Annotated in this window: 15 protein-coding genes; 4 read left to right on the top strand and 11 right to left on the bottom strand. The window is 40.7% G+C overall.

What is annotated here, in order from left to right; genetic code table 11:
• Positions 1-538: 538 nt before the first annotated feature.
• The 6 genes from JWR87_RS09745 to JWR87_RS09720 form a co-directional block, all read right to left on the bottom strand.
• The gene (locus tag JWR87_RS09745; RefSeq protein ID WP_297818983.1) at positions 539-1,765 is read right to left on the bottom strand and encodes a sialidase family protein; all 1,227 of its coding nucleotides are present in this window, start codon (positions 1,763-1,765) and stop codon (positions 539-541) included.
• Positions 1,766-1,778: 13 nt separating this feature from the next.
• Positions 1,779-4,064 carry a TonB-dependent receptor gene (locus JWR87_RS09740; protein WP_297818980.1) on the bottom strand — a complete coding sequence of 762 codons (2,286 nt, stop codon included), beginning with the start codon at positions 4,062-4,064 and terminating at the stop codon, positions 1,779-1,781.
• A 66-nt stretch (positions 4,065-4,130) separates the two neighbouring features.
• A complete protein-coding gene (locus JWR87_RS09735) occupies positions 4,131-4,508 on the bottom strand; it encodes a hypothetical protein (RefSeq protein WP_297818977.1) in 378 nt (125 codons plus the stop codon).
• A gap of 228 nt (positions 4,509-4,736) precedes the next feature.
• Positions 4,737-5,786, bottom strand: coding sequence for a sialidase family protein (locus JWR87_RS09730; protein ID WP_297818975.1), 1,050 nt, complete (start codon positions 5,784-5,786; stop codon positions 4,737-4,739).
• 218 nt (positions 5,787-6,004) lie between these two features.
• Entirely contained in the window at positions 6,005-6,757 is a 753-nt protein-coding gene (locus JWR87_RS09725; RefSeq protein ID WP_297818972.1) for a DUF1080 domain-containing protein, read from the bottom strand.
• Between the two features lie 484 nt (positions 6,758-7,241).
• Complete coding sequence (locus JWR87_RS09720) at positions 7,242-7,874, bottom strand: DUF1080 domain-containing protein (RefSeq protein WP_297818969.1); 633 nt, start codon at positions 7,872-7,874, stop codon at positions 7,242-7,244.
• A gap of 280 nt (positions 7,875-8,154) precedes the next feature.
• Between JWR87_RS09720 and JWR87_RS09715 the strand changes: the two genes are divergently transcribed.
• On the top strand, positions 8,155-8,571 hold the full coding sequence (locus JWR87_RS09715) for a secondary thiamine-phosphate synthase enzyme YjbQ (RefSeq protein ID WP_366090441.1): 417 nt from the start codon (positions 8,155-8,157) through the stop codon (positions 8,569-8,571).
• Positions 8,572-8,663: 92 nt separating this feature from the next.
• Here JWR87_RS09715 and JWR87_RS09710 read toward each other — a convergent pair whose 3' ends face one another.
• Entirely contained in the window at positions 8,664-9,647 is a 984-nt protein-coding gene (locus JWR87_RS09710) for a DUF1080 domain-containing protein (RefSeq protein WP_297818963.1), read from the bottom strand.
• Positions 9,648-9,768: 121 nt separating this feature from the next.
• On the opposite strand from JWR87_RS09710, the gene JWR87_RS09705 reads away from it, so the two are divergent.
• A complete protein-coding gene (locus JWR87_RS09705) occupies positions 9,769-9,990 on the top strand; it encodes a hypothetical protein (RefSeq protein ID WP_297818961.1) in 222 nt (73 codons plus the stop codon).
• 53 nt (positions 9,991-10,043) lie between these two features.
• Here JWR87_RS09705 and JWR87_RS09700 read toward each other — a convergent pair whose 3' ends face one another.
• The 3 genes from JWR87_RS09700 to JWR87_RS09690 form a co-directional block, all read right to left on the bottom strand.
• Positions 10,044-10,631, bottom strand: a complete 588-nt coding sequence (locus JWR87_RS09700; protein WP_297818958.1) for a porin family protein — start codon at positions 10,629-10,631, stop codon at positions 10,044-10,046.
• A gap of 109 nt (positions 10,632-10,740) precedes the next feature.
• A complete protein-coding gene (locus tag JWR87_RS09695) occupies positions 10,741-11,283 on the bottom strand; it encodes a VTT domain-containing protein (RefSeq protein ID WP_297818955.1) in 543 nt (180 codons plus the stop codon).
• A gap of 75 nt (positions 11,284-11,358) precedes the next feature.
• Positions 11,359-11,868, bottom strand: coding sequence for an autotransporter outer membrane beta-barrel domain-containing protein (locus JWR87_RS09690; protein ID WP_297818952.1), 510 nt, complete (start codon positions 11,866-11,868; stop codon positions 11,359-11,361).
• Between the two features lie 328 nt (positions 11,869-12,196).
• Between JWR87_RS09690 and JWR87_RS09685 the strand changes: the two genes are divergently transcribed.
• Positions 12,197-13,786: a M20/M25/M40 family metallo-hydrolase gene (locus JWR87_RS09685; RefSeq protein ID WP_297818949.1), complete on the top strand. Its 1,590-nt coding sequence runs from the start codon at positions 12,197-12,199 to the stop codon at positions 13,784-13,786.
• Positions 13,787-14,675: 889 nt separating this feature from the next.
• Here the strand turns inward: JWR87_RS09685 and JWR87_RS09680 are convergent.
• The gene (locus JWR87_RS09680; protein ID WP_297818946.1) at positions 14,676-15,905 is read right to left on the bottom strand and encodes an NADP-dependent isocitrate dehydrogenase; all 1,230 of its coding nucleotides are present in this window, start codon (positions 15,903-15,905) and stop codon (positions 14,676-14,678) included.
• A 198-nt stretch (positions 15,906-16,103) separates the two neighbouring features.
• Between JWR87_RS09680 and JWR87_RS09675 the strand changes: the two genes are divergently transcribed.
• On the top strand, positions 16,104-16,757 hold the full coding sequence (locus JWR87_RS09675; RefSeq protein WP_297818943.1) for an SGNH/GDSL hydrolase family protein: 654 nt from the start codon (positions 16,104-16,106) through the stop codon (positions 16,755-16,757).
• Positions 16,758-17,130: the final 373 nt, after the last annotated feature.

Genomic DNA, 17,130 nt, shown 5'->3' with positions numbered 1-17,130 from the left:
ATAAGATTTCCAGGGACGGGTCAGGCAAGTTTTTCGTTTTAAATAATTCCCTGACACTTTCGAATTTCGCGAAAACTCTTTTGTGCCATTTTGTTAAACAAAGACAGGGCAACTACCTAATAAACATTGTTTTTTAGGCTTACCACGAAACCAATGACCTTATCCGTTTACCTAATTTTTCTTCACACCTTTTCTATGAGGTCGTTTGCGGAAAAAAGGGGCACGCACGTAATGTTTACAGGAACCAACAACAGTTGTTGCATACGAAACATCAGCCGGTGCGATCCTTATTTACAAGCCAATTACCACTGGTGTGAAAAAATTTTCTTGTCGTGATTTGTCTTCAAGGCTTGCGAGGTAGTAAGGATGAAGCAAGCATTCCGGATTCGCTTTATGATACGCCTTTTTGCCCAACGCCCGCTGCTATGAAGCAACGAAAAGGATCAGAACAACCGTATCTGCCTCCACTTACACGTTGCTAATGGGAATTAAGGACTTGGGTGCGTGAAATTTTTCTACCGCCAAAATCAATTTACAATCACTGGTTCAGAAGAACTTGTTTGAATAAAACATAATCCTTGTTATTAATACTTTCAGTATAGGCCACTAACACCTTATTAGCATTGATTGGGTAGATAACAGGGAAACTAGAATTACTTTTTTCTGAGGTAATGTATTTGGTAGCCGTTCTATTTCCCGATGCAGTTCGCTCCTCAATACCAATGCGGCTGCTAAACTTATTACCGTTGGGGAAACTTTCATTCCACACAATTAAAATATTATCATCGGGAAGTGAAGTTATCTGGCAATGCTTTGCTGCTTGTCCACTTACGCTATCTCTGCGGGAGAAAGCTTTACCGTTGTCTATAGAATTATTGTAATAAATGCCCGAACCCCTGCCGCCTGTAAACCAGGTAAAATGTATGCCTTCTTTGTTCTCTGCCATTGCCGGGCCTGTGTGAGGACATCCGCTAATTACCCAATTATCCTGACTTATTCTTTTTGGGTGCGTGAAAGACTTACCCTCGTTATTGGAGACGATGTGAACCATATCTCTAATGCTATCGTTTAGGATTGCTCTATATAGAACGTGAATGTTTTTAAATTTGTCGATAAACAAATCTGTACGACAACACTGGCAGCATGGTCCGCTAATTAATCTCTCATTCTTAAAACCACTCCCGCCATTAGTTACAGCATAGTATAAACCCGAACCTTCTTTATTCCATTTCTTTCTGTTATCCAACCAAACAATCCCCGCTTCTCCATTTGGTAATAGGGCAACATCAAAATAACGCTGGTCCAAACTTGCTGTGTCTTGCGTTAAACTTACGGGCTTGCTCCAGGTTTTTCCCTCATTAAATGACTGGCTATAAAAGACCAGACCCGAATAAGCATTTGCGGGATTGGGATTAGCTGCACCCCAGGCAGCGATGATTTCACCAGAAGGTTTAAAGATTATTTTAGGCATATTTTCCCCGTGAGGATGAACATTTGTACTACCGGCCACCTCAACCGCTTTACCGAAGCTCTTGCCTTCATCCCTTGAGACGGCATAACAGAAAATTAACTTTGAACTATCCACTTTCTTAATCCAGCTTAAAACAATATTATTTTTACTGTCTTTGGTCAAATAGGGGCAAGCGCCTGTTGTTGTATCAACAATCGTTTCTTGTGATGCTGTGATAGACTCTTTTTTCTCTTGCTGCCTGCAACAAATTAAAAAAGGGCTTAGTGCTGCTATTAAAAGCGATGCATGTTTCATGTTTGGTTGTCCATTACTGATTTCTAAAGTTGTAAGCCAAACCTACATTTAAGGTTCTTAACTGGCCCGGGCGGTAAGAAGTGCCAAAAGCATTTTTTTCTACTACAGTCGCAAAAATTTTGTCGGTAACGTTTATGCAGTTTGCCCACATTTCAAAACCTTTCAGGGTATATCCTACCCGGGCGTTGAATGTATTGAAGCCTTTGTAGGTAGCAGTATTTTGTGGATCAGTAAAATATGTATTCATTCCCTGCAACTCCAGCGCTATTCTAAATCCCTTAAAATATTTCGGCTTGTAGGTCAACTCACCATTGTAAATAAAAGGTGGCGCTTGTGCCATCTGGTGACCTGAATAGTCTTTGCCTTGCTCAATGTAATCAACATATTTGTGCCGGGCATAAGAGCCTGCAAGGCGAATGCTGATGTCTTCAAAAGGAGCATATTTAATATTGGCTTCAATTCCCTTATGACTGGTTTTGCCGGCATTCTGGTTTTGATAAGAACCATCCGCACCTCTTACACTTACGATTTCATTCTCTCCATCTAATTTGTACAGCGACACTTCAGCATAGCCTTTATTAGCTGCAAATGAAACCCATCCACCTGCTTCGTAGTTATTGTACGAAGAGGCTTTCAATACCGGCACTTGTACACCCCGGTATAGGTCAGTTATATTAGGTGGTGCAAAACCCACGCTGTAATTAATGTACGCTCCTTTGTTTTTAGCGAGATTATACGTAACACCAACTTTAGGTGTAAAGTGGTCGAAATGATCCGTAGCATCGGGAGCACCTGTAAAAGCTCCCGGCAATAAATGGTTGTCAAACGTATAATCTAATCGATCGTATCGCGCGGCCACAACCAATTTTAGTCTGTCTGTCGGCTTGTATTCGAACTGAGAAAAAACGGCTGTATTCAAAAGATCTACATTATAGTTTGTGAGGGAGCTATCTTTTGCAGTATAATTATAGTACACCTTGTTCGCGTCCCGGTCAACCTCAATGAACTGCGCAATATAAGTAGCGGGACTAAAATCAACGCTTGCACCGGATATCAATTTAGCATTAATGGATGGCAGTTTTATGGTATGTTGCAATACCGTTCCATAACTCTTAAAACCATCCTCGTTAATTTGCCCCTTTGCTTTTAGCGGGTTGGTAGAAATGTTGCTGATTGAATAGAAAGGATTTTGGCCAATTGTTGAATTGCGGTAATATAAAGTAAATGTTGACTTGTTATTATCGCTCCAGTCTTTATACAAGGTGCTTCTTAGCCTGAATGCATCTACTTTGCGGTAAGTAAACCTGTAAAAGCTTATGTAGTCTTTATTGTAAAAGTGGCTGCCATCTAAGCCTCCTTTCTGATCGGTTTTGTACTTTATATAATCTGCGACTGTAGAAAATTTTAATTTGTCATTAAAAGCATAATCCGCTCTTACTGTCAAAGCTGTTTTTTTAAAATCGTTGTGTTGATCATCGGGTTGGTTTTGATTTGCATAATAACCACCAACAAAAAAACCAACCTTTTTAAAGGTGTTACTGATCCCAAAATCGGTGCGTTTATACCCCCTGCTTCCTGCCTCGGCTTGTATCTTTCCAGAAAGAAATGGCGAAGGCGACTGGGTAATAAAATTAATGGCCCCCCCTACCGCTTCACTTCCGTAAAGTGAGGATGCAGGACCTTTGATTACCTCAATTCTTTCCATTGACGCCTGGTTGATTTCAATGAGCGCATTGTGGTTAAAATCTCCGGTAGTTCTTATTGGTATGCCATCCTCCAGGTAGAGAAAAAGGTTTTTAGTTCCCATAGGTTGGCGAACAGACATCTCGTGTTGTTCGTTTCCTAAGTCAACCATATAAGCACCGGGTACTTTATTAATCAGCATATCCAGCCGGGTAGCCTTCGTTTCATTAATGGTGGTTTTGGAAATGACATTTACGGCTACCGGTAACTCGGTGCGTTTTTGCGCTTCCCGGCTACCAGATACAACTATCTCACTAAGGTTAGCAAATGATGGAGTTAATGAAATAAATAGCCCGGAGCCAGACGCAGCAAGCTGCCTGGAATTATAACCGATAGAACTCAAACGGATACTATCTTGTTTAGAGCCGGCATTAAGGGCAAAACTCCCGTTATTGTCAGTGATTGTATTCGATCGGCTGCTGAGCGACAAAACCGTTACTCCTGCAATGGGTTGGTTGGTTGTTGCATCGATTACTTTTCCCTTTATGGTTAACTGGCAATAGATGCCATTTAGCACCATACAGAAAAGCAGTGTTAAGCACAATGGCTTACTCATAATCCAAAGTTTAAAACATGGAAAATCATCTTCAATAAATACGAAGACGTTTATGAAAATTTTGTTTTAAGCTTTTCTGATTACGGGTGGACGAAAGACGGAATGATGGTAATTAGAGGAGACGCCAGTAGGTGCTGAAAAATATTCTTTCTTTTCAAATTCACGGTCCGAAAGTATTTCAGTACTGGTTGAAACAATATATAACGACGTTTCGAACTTTGGCTTTTTATCGTTGGATGTTTGCTGATCTTGTTTATCCTGCTGTTTCAGCTTTTTTGAAAGATAGCATTTACCACCACATTGCAGTTGTGGTTTTTTATTATTGATACAAAGATATTTAGCTATATAACTTCTATTTACAAAATAGTCAGCTTCAACAACCATCCTGCTAAATGTTTGTAAAACAAAAACTGTTAATAGAAATATAGTGCAAAGTCTCTTCATCAACTCAAAATTACAAATACTAAAAGTAGTGCGCTCGTTATTGTTACAGTTCAAAAAAAAAAGTGCAGATCTACTAATGGCTCCTTAATTAAGTGGTTGCTTTGCCAGCAACAATTGCATCTTGTATGTTTGATGTATTCAGTTGTAACATTTACTACTTTCCAGGTTCAACCCGGCACCTGTAGGTTTTGCTGGTCGCCGCTGTTCATAACGCTCTTAGTTGTCAGCTTATAATTCAACAATCGCTGCATGTATCTGGCGCTCATTTTCCCATACACACATTACATGTTCAACATCCAATGCTTTCACTAATGGTGAACTTCCTTTGCCAAGATTGATTTTGGTCCCTCCAGGCTTCATTACAATCACATCTCCACTTTGCCCCCATGCATATACTTTTTTACCATTTACTGTCTCTATAGTACAACCACGGCCTTCCCCAATTTCCTTTTCCGGCAGCCCTACCGTTGAAGCAAAAATTTTCCCTTCCCTGCGCCAAACCGTTTCAGCAGTTCCATTTTTGCCTATCGCTAGTCCACCTCCATCCATTGGGCAGCCTTTCAGTTTCCAGCTTCCCTCACCTAATTTCTGAGCCTGCTCAAAAGACTTTCCTCCATTCTTTGATTCGATGACATATAAATCCCTGCTCCCGTTTAGCCAATTACGAAACATAACATAAACCGAATTGTCTTTAACTACAACCGAGGGTTTGCAGCATTCACAAACAGTGCTATCAGGAGACGCATAAACGACCATATTTTTGCTCCATGTTTTACCGCCGTCATTCGACCTTGCGCCGTACACACTTTGCCCTTTTAAACCATTAACACTCAGCCATACTGCATAAGCGCTTTTTCCATCTGCACCAACACTCATCAAAGCTTCCTTAGCCACTTCATCTACCTCATTTAATTTGGTTGCTTTTGACCATTTGCCCGTAGCGGGTTTATTATAAGAAAAAATATTTCCGTTACTGGTACAGGCGGTTACTGTGATACTATTATCAGATGCAGCGATTTGAGGACCACGCATTGCTGAAGCAAACAGGTTTGGCAAAACAGCAACTAACGAAGGCGCGCTAAAACTTTTTCCATTCTTCGAAAAAACATACATAATGCTATCACCTGTTCCATAGACCAGGTGAATGTTGTTGTCTTTATCTTTTGCCAGGTTGGGCATTTTGCCCTGGGCAATAACTCTGTCATCAACAATTTTTCTTTTACCATACATGCTGGCTAAAACGAAAAAAGCAACCAAGGCTAAACCACCAATTCTCATTATATCTTTTTTACGGGTAAATTTTCAGAAAAACTAAAGGCATTTGGCAAGTGAGCAACTAAACACTGTTCACCATCGTTGTGTCACTCCCTTGTACTTTTAAACTTTATTCAACCACTATCTATTTGTTTCTACAAGCATCTTAGCCGTCCATTCACCATCTTTTCCAACCTTTTATCCGAGGCTTGAAATACTTAAAAAGCCTGTAGTTTATTACTCTACAAATTTCTTATCATCACATTTCGAAACGCCACCTCATGACCATGATCCTGGAAAGCGATCTTTCCTTTTGGGGTGGCAGCAAAGTTTGCCCAACCTTTAAACTTACTGTTTTCAACAAGACTCTTCCACTCATCGCTGCCAATTTGGATGTCAAGGGTTTTAATTCCATTAAAATAAAGAGTAAGGTGACCATTCTTTTGATGAATTCTTGCCTGGTTCCACTCTCCTACCGGTTTTGGTTTCGAAAGATCAGCAGTACCTTTTAAATCGTACAGCAAGCCGGCCAAATGGTTGGGCTTTTTATTATCCGCGGCTTTAATGTTGTCGAGTACCTGCATTTCCAAACCTGTATTGTAAGTGTTTGCGAACTTAGTATCCTCTTTTACATTGAAAATAATACCACTGTTTCCCCCTTCAGTAATTCTCCACTCCGTTGAAAACTCAAAATTTTCAAATTCCTGGTCAGTTACAATATCTCCACCCGCACCCCTTGTTCTTGCTTTTGAATCCAACATGATCGATCCGTCTACAACTTTCCAAATTGCAGGTACTGCGTTCTTATTGTACCCGTGCCACCCACTGGTTGTTTGCCCGTCAAATAACAATACCCAACCATCTCTTTTTTCTTTGCTTGTTAGTTTGTTTGGCTCGCGGTTACTTTGCTGGCTTGTAGATGCTTGCCTGGAAGAAGCACATCCCGAAAAAATACCTATAACAATACTTAGGGCAAAAACCGAAGATTTCAACATAAATAGTTTGATTTTAATCTTTAAAATTGTTTGTAATTTATGCATTTAAGCCTTTAGAAGCGGTACATTATCACGCAATAATTTTTAAAAGTATTTCTACAGTTATCTATTATCCAACGCGTCAAACTACCCTCGGTTTTTCAGATTCACTAGCAAGTAAGCTGGCAACCCTGTCAGTAACTGTAGAAGTGGTTAAACCTTACGCATCGTATTACCACGAATGCAGCATTTAGGTGAAGCAATTTTTGTTGACCGGCTTTAGACTTTCATAGCATCGCCCGTTGTGTCACACCCTTGATTCTTCACAACTCTAATCAACCCCTCAGCACTTGCCTGTTAATTATTAATGTGGCCCTTACAGTGTTAAGGAAAACGGGTGATATTCCATTCAAATTTCAACTAACATAAAACCGCATTTCCGTAAGTATTTAAAAACCTAACAGAAATGCGGCTTCTTTAATTGAGCATTTACGACTGCACTAAACTATGGCAGAGCTCTTACCATAATATCTTTAAATAGAACTTTGCTTTTAGGGTCGTGGCCCTGCAAAGCAAAAGTGCCGTTTGCAATCATTCTGCCACCAGGCTTATTTACATTATCAGGTTCGGTGAAGTCTACGACCGTCCGGTCATTTATCTTAATGACTATTCTTTTACCCTGCACAGTTATACTTTCGGTATACCACTCATTGTCCTTAACATAAACTTCCTTAACATCATCAACACTGTACAGGCTGCCGGTTCTTCTCCAGTCTGTATGAGAATTGTTTACCTGTACTTCATAACCTTTCGAGGGCCATCCTTTTTCCTGGTAACCTGTATGAAAGTAAATGCCGGAATTAGCGCCCGGGAAGGTCATCACCTTGGCCTTAAATTCAAAATTTTTAAAATCGTGGTTCATTACAGGCCCATCGTAAAACAGGTGCGCCACATTTCCATTAACTACAATTGTTCCATCCTCAACTTTAAATGTTTCGGCACTCGCACCTACTTTCCATCCGTCTAAAGACTTCCCATCAAAAAGGCTTATCCATTTTTCATCCTGGTAATATTTTAATGCGGGGGCAAAGGAGGCGAGACAAAGCACTATGGCGCTTAGAGCAATCGTTTTTTTCATAAGTTCTATTTTTAAAATTTCTAATACGGTTGCTGAAAGTACTAAAAAAACTACTAACGAAACAAAAGGTATCCTTCCCTTGATCGGGGCCTTTCCCGAACTGCTTACGATCGATATTTCTCTAAAAGCCTGCCTTTAAGCGTTCTTACATTGGCTTACGTAGTTAGACAAGTGGGTGAAATTTAAATGGTTTTGACCTAATCATGTTTCAGAACTTCTATGGCTTTAGTATTGCAGGCTCAATTACTGCAATAGAGAGAATAAGCTTAACCGTATGAAGATTTATCAGCAAACCATCAGGCTATCAGAAAGAAAAAGAGGATTTCACCTGGTAACAACAGAAATTATAAAAGGTCTCCCAAACATTGCAGAATTAAAGACTGGTGTCTGCCAGGTTTTTATACAACACACTTCTGCATCATTAACCATTAATGAAAATGCTGACCCTACCGTAAGAAAAGATTTTGAAATGTATTTTAATAAGACAGTCCCCGAAAATGACCCTGGGTACATGCACGATTATGAAGGATCGGACGACATGCCTGCCCATTTAAAAGCAGCTTTACTTGGAAGTTCTGTCCTGATCCCTGTTAGTAATGGTCGCCTGGCCCTTGGTACATGGCAAGGCATTTATCTATGCGAACATCGTGACCGTGGAGGACCTAGAAGTGTGGTTATTACTGCATGGGGAGAATAAGCAGTCGAAACAATTGAGGCTTTAAATAATTCGAAAGTGAGTGTTGAAAGCAGTCTGGCTACAGCTTGTGCAGCTTTCAACACTCACTCATGTTATTTATTAGTTGCAGGCGTAATTACAATATTTCGAAACTCAATAGGTCCATGATCGCCCTGCAAAAGCAATGGACCGGGCTCACCTTCTTTACTGTCAATAGCTCCACCTGTAATACCTGGAATTTCCTGGTTACAAATAATCATCTTTCCGTTTGCCGTTACTGTAAGCATTCTTCCAACTAATGTAATGTCATACGATTGCCACTCACCCGCTTGTCTTGCTACCATTTCGCTCGGTGCTATGAAGCCATAAAGACCACCCAGCTGATCTTTTACAGGATCTAATCCTTTACTGTCAGCAATCTGTAATTCATACCGTCCTCTCAGGTAAACCCCGCTATTACTACCCTTGTCATATCTAAATTCAATATGGAGTTTAAAGTCAGTAAAGCTATTATCGGTTACAAGATTAGAACCAGATTTTGGACTAACCATCACTCCATTAACTACCTTCCACTGATTAACAGCGCCTGCCGGATGCCAGCCCTTCAAATCTGTACCATTAAAAAGTTTAATTGGTTTTCCCCACACCGGTTGGCTGGTGCGTCTTAGTGAGGGTGCACGAACGCCTTTCCAGTTATAAGTTTTGCCGTCGGGCAGTAGTATGGTTCCGGTAAGGGAGTTTGCTTGTAGTGTACCCTCAACTGCAACATCGTTTCCTGTTTCCCATTGAGGCGGAATAGTGAAGCTCATTTTTCCACCTTCAAAATTAACCTTTGAGATAGGTCTTGCACTTCCTCCTGATCCAACAAAATCACCCACAAGTGTACGCAATCCTGAATGACGTACTTCAAGCCACGAAGGCACCTCCCGTCCTGCAACATTAATCGTTATATCCCATCTCCCCTCAAGTGAAGACGACATTGCCGTATCATAAGGAATATAACCTGCTTTGGTAGTAGAAGGCGAAACCAGTGCTACAAACGTTAGTATTAGCAGGCAATAAAGCGGGCTTTTAAATTGTACAGTTTTAATTTTCATTATGTTTTTTTATTCTTCGCATTCAAATTACTATTTTCTACAGATCTAATAAAAATTCAGTTTCAAAACCGTTTAACGTTTTTGACGATTTCGCTATTTTTAATGCTCTATATTTACCGCAATGCCAGAGGAAGAAGATTTTTTAATTGAATATAAGGGTAAACAGGTGAGCGTGTCTCCTGTCATCAACGGAGGTAATATCTATTTCATTGTTCATCTTGAAACACCGGTAACCATTGCCGAAGGTTTGGTAAATGAAGACTGGGTCTGGTATGAAGAAGGCAAAGGAGAAACAACACTGTCGACAGAACTTGGCGAAATAATAGAAAGGATGGACGGCTAACTTATGGTTACGTTAACCAACCATCCTTTACGCACCTTTTATAAGTATATACGTTATCTCTTCCCTTTATGATCGAACTGGTAAAATATTCCTAACTGGGCAACATTATTCCTGGTAGAAATTCCGTTAGGAACTTTATTAATGTTATTTAGACCAAAAGCCCAGCGAAAATCAATACCGAGTTGAGCCGGGCCAAGAAGACCTACCCCAGCAACAAAAGAAATATCTGTAGACTTGAAATTGCCTGCAATATCAGTTTCAGCATTACCTGTTTTTTGTTTCGCGCTAGCCAGGAAACCCAATTGCGGACCGCCCTCTAATCTAAAACCTTTACCAAACATATACTGTGCAAGCACTGGAATGTTTACATAATTAAGCTTGGTTTTACTTTCAACATTAGCAAAAGTGTTTTTACCGCCTTGCTGGGAATAGAGGAGTTCTGGTTGAATAGCAAAATTATTGGTAACATGAATGTGAGCCAGGCCACCTAAATGAAGACCGATCTTAAAATCAGACGTACCTGCGTTTTCATGCCGTAGGTTGGCTGCATTTATTCCTGCTTTTAAGCCAAAGTGTGGGTTCTGAGCAAAAGAACTAACGACGCTAAAACCAATTAATATAGTTAAAATACCTTTTTTCATATTTGTAATTTTTGTTTTTCAATTAGAATTTAGATAGGTGTAATAAAACGGGTGCAATTTATATTACTGCCGCTAGATGTATGGAATTAAATTTCCACCCCGCCCATTTTCATTTCTTTTTTTTAAAAACTAAATACAGAAGGTAAACTCCCACCAGCAGTAGGATAAGTTTGCCTTGCCACTTAAACGCTGTCACCTGGTATGCTGCGTAAGCCTCAATAAGCAAAGCCGGAATTTTGCCGAGAGAACTGGCTATGAAGAAGGTAATCATGCTAACCTTACCAATCGCCGATGTAAAGGTGATGATGCCGGAGGGAATAAACGGGATAAGCCGAAGCGATATAATTGCAATAAATGCTTCCCGCCCTTCGGCATGCAAAAGCTTCTTAACTGCAGAAAACTTTTCTCCTTTGTTTTGTACGCGCTTTTTAAAGCCTACCCGGTACAACCAAAAGGCAATGGCAGCACCAATAGATTCTCCTGCAAATGAAATGAGCGTTCCGTTCCAAAAACCAAAAAATAAAATATTGGCAGCAGTAAGAAAAACACTTGGCACTACGCCTAAAACAGCTATTAAAATACTAACACCGATGCTAATTAAGAATGCGTACTGAGGATAATTATTAAAAAGGTTTATAACGTCCTGCTTCACCTGGGGAGTTTGTCTATGTAGTTAAAATTAAATAGACAGCAAAAATATAGCAAGAACTATATCGCCCCGGTAAAATCAATAACCGGAGTCTCTTTTCTTAAAACTGAAATTATGTGAAAGCCTTAAACCCACATAGTTGATAGAACCACCGCCGTATATTACTGACTCATATCGAAGCCCTAAATCAAACTGAACAGAACCAGAGGGCTGAAAAAGATAACCTGTACCTGCCGCCCAGGTAAATCCTTTAATAATTTCATTTGAATTAGCTCCATGTACAGTGTAGCCCGCCTGAGGCTCAATATAGAAACCAGTTCCGGTTCCGTTAAGCGCATATCTATACCCAGCCTTTACAGGAATAAGGACCATACCATCAGAAGGGTCATCTTGAAACCTAAAAATTAATGCACCGCCTTCTAAGGTAAGGTCCGCAGTCTCCGAAATCGGATAGCTGAACTTTAAAAATCCTCCGTAACCGAGTTTATACTCCTTGCTATTTTTTCCAATAATTTTCACTACTTCCAGTTGCGCATTAACTTGATTTACTAAAAAAATGATAGCACACAGCAATAAGATTTTTTTCACGATGTAAGTTTTAAAAGCTAGAATATTAATTGTCTTACTCGGCTTGCATTAGGATTATAATTTTTACTTCACTGTTAATTAAAAGCCAGTGTTAGCTTTTTTTAAGCAACTAAAAAAAAGCTAAGAAGTTTATTTTACCCTAACAGCGCACCCATGCGATGTAGAACGCAGCAAGCTATTGTTTCGTATATTAATTCCGGAATTATCTTAAAAGGAGGAGAACGCCCTATTCATTAAGGTAGCCGTAGCTACTGTAAATACACTCCCTTTTAGGTTGAATGCAACAACTTTTCAGCTACGATCAATCCAATTATCCTACATTAGAAAAATGAAAACATCTACATTGTCTATTACGTTCTTAATTAAGAGAACCGCCAAACTTCTATTGGTTTTTAGCCTCGTATGCTGCAATCATTTAATAGCTCAAAACAAAGACTCTGTCATTGTTCAACAGATAATGAAAGAGGCTATGAACAACTCTGAATTAACCAAACTGGGGCATGAATTATTGGACGTGATAGGGCCACGACTGGTAGGTACGCCGCAGATGAAGCGGGCGAACGACTGGGCTGTAGAACATTATAAAGCCTGGGGCATTGATGCCCGTAACGAACAATGGGGACAGTGGCGGGGATGGGAAAGAGGCGTAGCCCATATAGATCTTGTTTATCCCAGAGTGCGGTCATTAGAAGGTACTCAACTTGCGTGGAGCCCTAACACAGGAGGCAAAGCCGTTACTGCTGAAACGATCATCATACCAAACTTGCGTGACTCTGTTGCTTTTAAGGAGTGGTTACCAAATGTGAAAGGAAAATTTGTGTTGGTATCAATGGCTCAACCTACAGGACGACCAGATGAAAACCTGCAGGAATTTGGTTTGAAAGAAACGGTGGATAAAATAAAAAAAGACAGGGCAGATCAAACAGCGGCGTGGGCTGCAAGGCTTCGAAAAGCAGGCTCAGGGCGTGGAGCATTAGCCAAAGCATTAGAAGCTGCCGGAGCGGTGGGCATTGTTCAATCATTGTGGTCACAAGGTTGGGGCGTGAACAAAGTGTTTAGTGCAACAACCAAAAAAATTCCTACAGTTGATATTTCCCTTGAAGACTATGGCCTTTTATACAGGCTCACCGAAGGTGGCAAAAAACCAAAGATTAGTGTACGTGCTGATTCTAAAGAATTAGGTTTGGTGCCAACATTTAATACCATTGCAGAAATAAAGGGTACAGAAAAACCAAATGAATACGTCTTGCTTTCTGCACACTTTGATAGCTGGGACGGCGCTTCAGGTGCAACAGATAATGGCACCGGAACGCTGACCATGATGGAGGCTTTACGCATTTTAAAGAAGATTTATCCTAATCCAAAAAGAACAATCATGGTGGGCCACTGGGGCAGTGAAGAACAAGGGCTGAACGGATCGAGGGCTTTTGTAGAAGATCACCCTGAAATCGTACAACATATACAGGCCGTATTTAACCAGGACAATGGAACAGGAAGAGTGGTGAATTTGTCGGGTCAGGGATTTTTAAATTCGTATGAGTTTATACAACGGTGGCTTGCCGCAGCTCCTGATAGTGTAAGAACCCGTATTCAAACTACTTTTCCAGGAGTTCCCGGTGGTGGTGGCTCTGATTTCGCTTCGTTCCTTGCAGCCGGTGCGCCTGCTTTTTCTTTAAGCTCACTCAGCTGGTCATACGGCAATTATACGTGGCACACCAACAGGGATACTTATGATAAGATCATCTGGGATGATGTAAAGAACAACGTCATTCTTACCGCTATCCTTGCTTACATGGCTAGTGAAGATCCACAAACCACTTCAAGGGAAAGAGCTCAACTACCAATTAATTCAAGAACTGGTGAAAGAACAAAATGGCCGGTACAAACAAAAGCAACGAGGAAGGGAGGAGTGGATTAGGGAAGTTGCAGGCTGCCGGCTTTCTTTGTTAATGCTTTTATTGTAAGTTGAGTGACCATTAGGTAAAGCGGTGACTTTCATCTGGTGTTTTGTTTTTAATCGTCGGTCACTTTGAACTTTTTGCCGGCACTTTTTGTTTTTGCTAAAAGCCGGCAATGCAGGAAAACTTGGTGGCCTGTAGCTTTTAGAAAGGAGTTTTAATACAATCATTGATAGCTCAAGCCGCTGGGCTTCGTTCTTGCAATGGCACTCCACCCGCTTCTTTTGAAAACTGCTAAGCACGTTTTCAAATGCCTTCGCCTTCGCTTGGCACCAAACCGGCTGATATCCCTTATGCAAGAACTGTTGTTAATCGCAGGAAACTTTAGGTGCGGCGCCCTTTTCCGCAAACGGCCTCATAGAAAAGGCGTTAAGAAAATTACCTGAGCGGGCGTTAAGAAATGAAATGATGTTACGAAGGCTTGGAAATATTTTTAGTCGGTAAGTCGTACTTAGTTCAATTTTATTCTCCTGTTGTGACTTATTTCATTTTAGCCTGAGCGGGTAATTTTCAGCCTTTTCTATGGAGTCTTGATTTTTTTGTTTCTTTTTTTATCAAGAAAAAAAGAAAAACATAACATGAGCATTCGTTTTAAAGGCTATTCGTTTTTTAAAAAAGCTAACATTTTAGATGATTGCTCAAGCCGCTGGGCTTCGTTCTGAAACCGCTGCGCTTTCTTGCTGCCATTAGCAATGCCGCTGAAAGGATTGCGACGCAACGATGATTCTTGTACGTACAAAAGCTGGTACCATTACCAAAAAAATAGGGAAAAAACTGAGTGTGCAGAACCGACCACAAATAAAAATGCCGGACAACCTGGCCCGGCATCTTATAAAATCTATTAAAAATTTACTGACCCAACTTTGCTTTTAGATTTTGATCTAAAGCATCAAGGAACTCTTCAGTATAAAGGTAATCAGTACCGTGTTCAACTTTTGCTTTTACGGTAATCGCAAGGTCTTTTGTCATTTTACCACTTTCAACAGTTTCAATACAAACCTGCTCAAGAGTATGACAGAAATTGATCAACTCCTGGTTGTTATCGAGCTTTCCGCGGAACTCGAGGCCACGTGTCCATGCGAAAATAGATGCGATCGGGTTGGTAGATGTAGGCTTGCCTTTTTGGTGCTCGCGGTAGTGACGGGTAACTGTACCATGGGCAGCTTCAGCTTCCATAACAGTACCATCAGGCGTAACCAAAGTTGAAGTCATTAAACCAAGTGAACCGAAACCTTGTGCAACAGTATCGCTTTGAACATCACCATCGTAGTTTTTACAAGCCCATACAAAATTGCCATTCCATTTTAAAGCACTTGCCACCATGTCATCAATCAGGCGATGCTCGTAAGTTAGGCCGGCAGCATCGAACTTAGCTTTAAATTCATTTTGATACACTTCTTCAAAAATGTCTTTAAAGCGTCCGTCGTATTTTTTAAGAATTGTATTTTTTGTTGACAGGTACAAAGGCCAGCCCTTCATTAACGACTGGTTGAAACATGCCCTTGCGAAACCATAGATACTTTCGTCGGTGTTATACATTGCTAAAGCAACACCATCGCCTTTGAAGTTAAATACTTCAAACTCCTGGTTTGTGCCATCTTCGCCTTCAAACTTTATAGTCAGTTTTCCTTTGCCCTTTGTAATAAAATCAGTTGCCCGATACTGGTCACCAAAAGCATGACGACCGATACAAATTGGTGCAGTCCAGTTAGGAACCAGGCGGGGAACATTGCTCATAACAATTGGCTCGCGAAACACAGTTCCGTCAAGAATGTTACGGATAGTTCCGTTAGGGGATTTCCACATTTGTTTTAAACCAAACTCTTCCACACGTTGTTCGTCGGGAGTAATTGTTGCGCACTTAATGCCCACACCATATTGCTTAATGGCATTTGCAGCATCAACAGTTACCTGGTCGTTCGTCTCATCCCGATACTCCACACCAAGGTCATAATATTTAATATCCAGATCGAGGTAAGGCAGTATCAGTTTATCTTTAATAAACCTCCAGATGATCCGTGTCATTTCATCGCCATCCAGTTCGACGACCGGGTTGGCTACTTTAATTTTTTCCGCCATGGTTTTGTTGTTTAGTTTTTTTTAAGCGGTTACAAAAGTAAGGCTTGAACTTTTTATATTACATAAAAACATTTAACAAGTACTACACGTATATACTCTTTTAATTAGCCCATTATGCAAAAGCGCCTCCACAAAACGGCCACAGCAATTTCTTTATTTTTGGCCATTTTTGCTTGCTTTGCGTGTGAAAAAGAAAATATGATAAACCGCTCCCCCGCCAATACTACGCCCCACGATTCAACGGGTCTTACACGATTAAAATATCTTGCCCTTGGCGACTCGTATACCATTGGCCAAAGCGTACAGGAGAGTGAGCGTTTTTCTGCACAAACGGCCAGGCAGCTTGCCAGCCACAATATTACTGTACAAACACCCGTATATATTGCTACCACGGGCTGGACCACTGCTAACCTTATCGATGCGATTAACACGCAAAATCCTTCTAAAAACTTTGATATTGTAACGTTACTGGTCGGCGTAAACGACCAGTACCAGCACATGGATACAGCCGGCTATCGTACCCGTTTTACTACATTGCTCAATGCGTCTATTGCCTTTGCTGCCAACCGCCCTTCAAGAGTATTCGTTTTATCTATCCCCGACTATAGCGCTACCCCTTATGTACCCGAGTTAGACAAGGCAAGGGTCAGCCAACAGATCGACCAGTTTAATGCCATCAATAAACAAATTGCACTGGCAAGTAACGTCGCATACATAGATATTACTCCCGCTTCCCGCCAAGCCACCACCGATCCCGCCCTTGTTGCAAATGATGGCCTCCACCCTTCCGGTAAACAATACGCCAAGTGGTCGGAACTATTAGCGCCCGTGATTAAGAATGCGTTGAAGTAATTTTATTGAACGAGCAGTTGTATTTTATGGCGACATCGTTGTGTCACACTCTTGTACTTTTACATTATTTGTGCAAGCTTTTTTTTGGGGACGTATGGTACGTTTATTAAACTGCCGGTTGTGCCGATGTGAACAGAGCGCGGGGATTGCTTGCCGCAACGACAATTTAAAAGTTACGTACTGTAACAAGTTAAGAATCAAAAAAAGCAATATTTAAAAGTTGCGGAGAATATGCATAAATTTACGCGTTGCCTGCAATTTTTTATGAACACGCTTGAAAGTCAAAAAGAACATTTTAAAACTTGGTTTAACAAAACAAACAACGAACAATCTGAAATTCGGCAAGGTTTAGTTGGACAGGAAATTGTCGGAA

It is taken from the genome of Segetibacter sp. (genome assembly GCF_025963695.1).
Lineage (GTDB): Bacteria > Bacteroidota > Bacteroidia > Chitinophagales > Chitinophagaceae > Segetibacter.
The sequence above is the reverse complement of the archived record's forward strand: the minus strand, read 5'-3'. Positions and strand labels throughout refer to the sequence as shown.

What these genes read in the sequence shown, in the direction of transcription:
- JWR87_RS09705 (WP_297818961.1), top strand. Translation starts at nt 9,769, where the DNA reads ATGCCAGAGGAAGAAGATTTTTTAATTGAATATAAGGGTAAACAGGTG.
- JWR87_RS09740 (WP_297818980.1), bottom strand. Translation starts at nt 4,064, where the DNA reads ATGAGTAAGCCATTGTGCTTAACACTGCTTTTCTGTATGGTGCTAAAT.
- JWR87_RS09730 (WP_297818975.1), bottom strand. Translation starts at nt 5,786, where the DNA reads ATGAGAATTGGTGGTTTAGCCTTGGTTGCTTTTTTCGTTTTAGCCAGC.
- JWR87_RS09745 (WP_297818983.1), bottom strand. Translation starts at nt 1,765, where the DNA reads ATGAAACATGCATCGCTTTTAATAGCAGCACTAAGCCCTTTTTTAATT.
- JWR87_RS09675 (WP_297818943.1), top strand. Translation starts at nt 16,104, where the DNA reads ATGATAAACCGCTCCCCCGCCAATACTACGCCCCACGATTCAACGGGT.
- JWR87_RS09700 (WP_297818958.1), bottom strand. Translation starts at nt 10,631, where the DNA reads ATGAAAAAAGGTATTTTAACTATATTAATTGGTTTTAGCGTCGTTAGT.
- JWR87_RS09725 (WP_297818972.1), bottom strand. Translation starts at nt 6,757, where the DNA reads ATGTTGAAATCTTCGGTTTTTGCCCTAAGTATTGTTATAGGTATTTTT.
- JWR87_RS09720 (WP_297818969.1), bottom strand. Translation starts at nt 7,874, where the DNA reads ATGAAAAAAACGATTGCTCTAAGCGCCATAGTGCTTTGTCTCGCCTCC.
- JWR87_RS09685 (WP_297818949.1), top strand. Translation starts at nt 12,197, where the DNA reads ATGAAAACATCTACATTGTCTATTACGTTCTTAATTAAGAGAACCGCC.
- JWR87_RS09710 (WP_297818963.1), bottom strand. Translation starts at nt 9,647, where the DNA reads ATGAAAATTAAAACTGTACAATTTAAAAGCCCGCTTTATTGCCTGCTA.
- JWR87_RS09735 (WP_297818977.1), bottom strand. Translation starts at nt 4,508, where the DNA reads ATGAAGAGACTTTGCACTATATTTCTATTAACAGTTTTTGTTTTACAA.
- JWR87_RS09680 (WP_297818946.1), bottom strand. Translation starts at nt 15,905, where the DNA reads ATGGCGGAAAAAATTAAAGTAGCCAACCCGGTCGTCGAACTGGATGGC.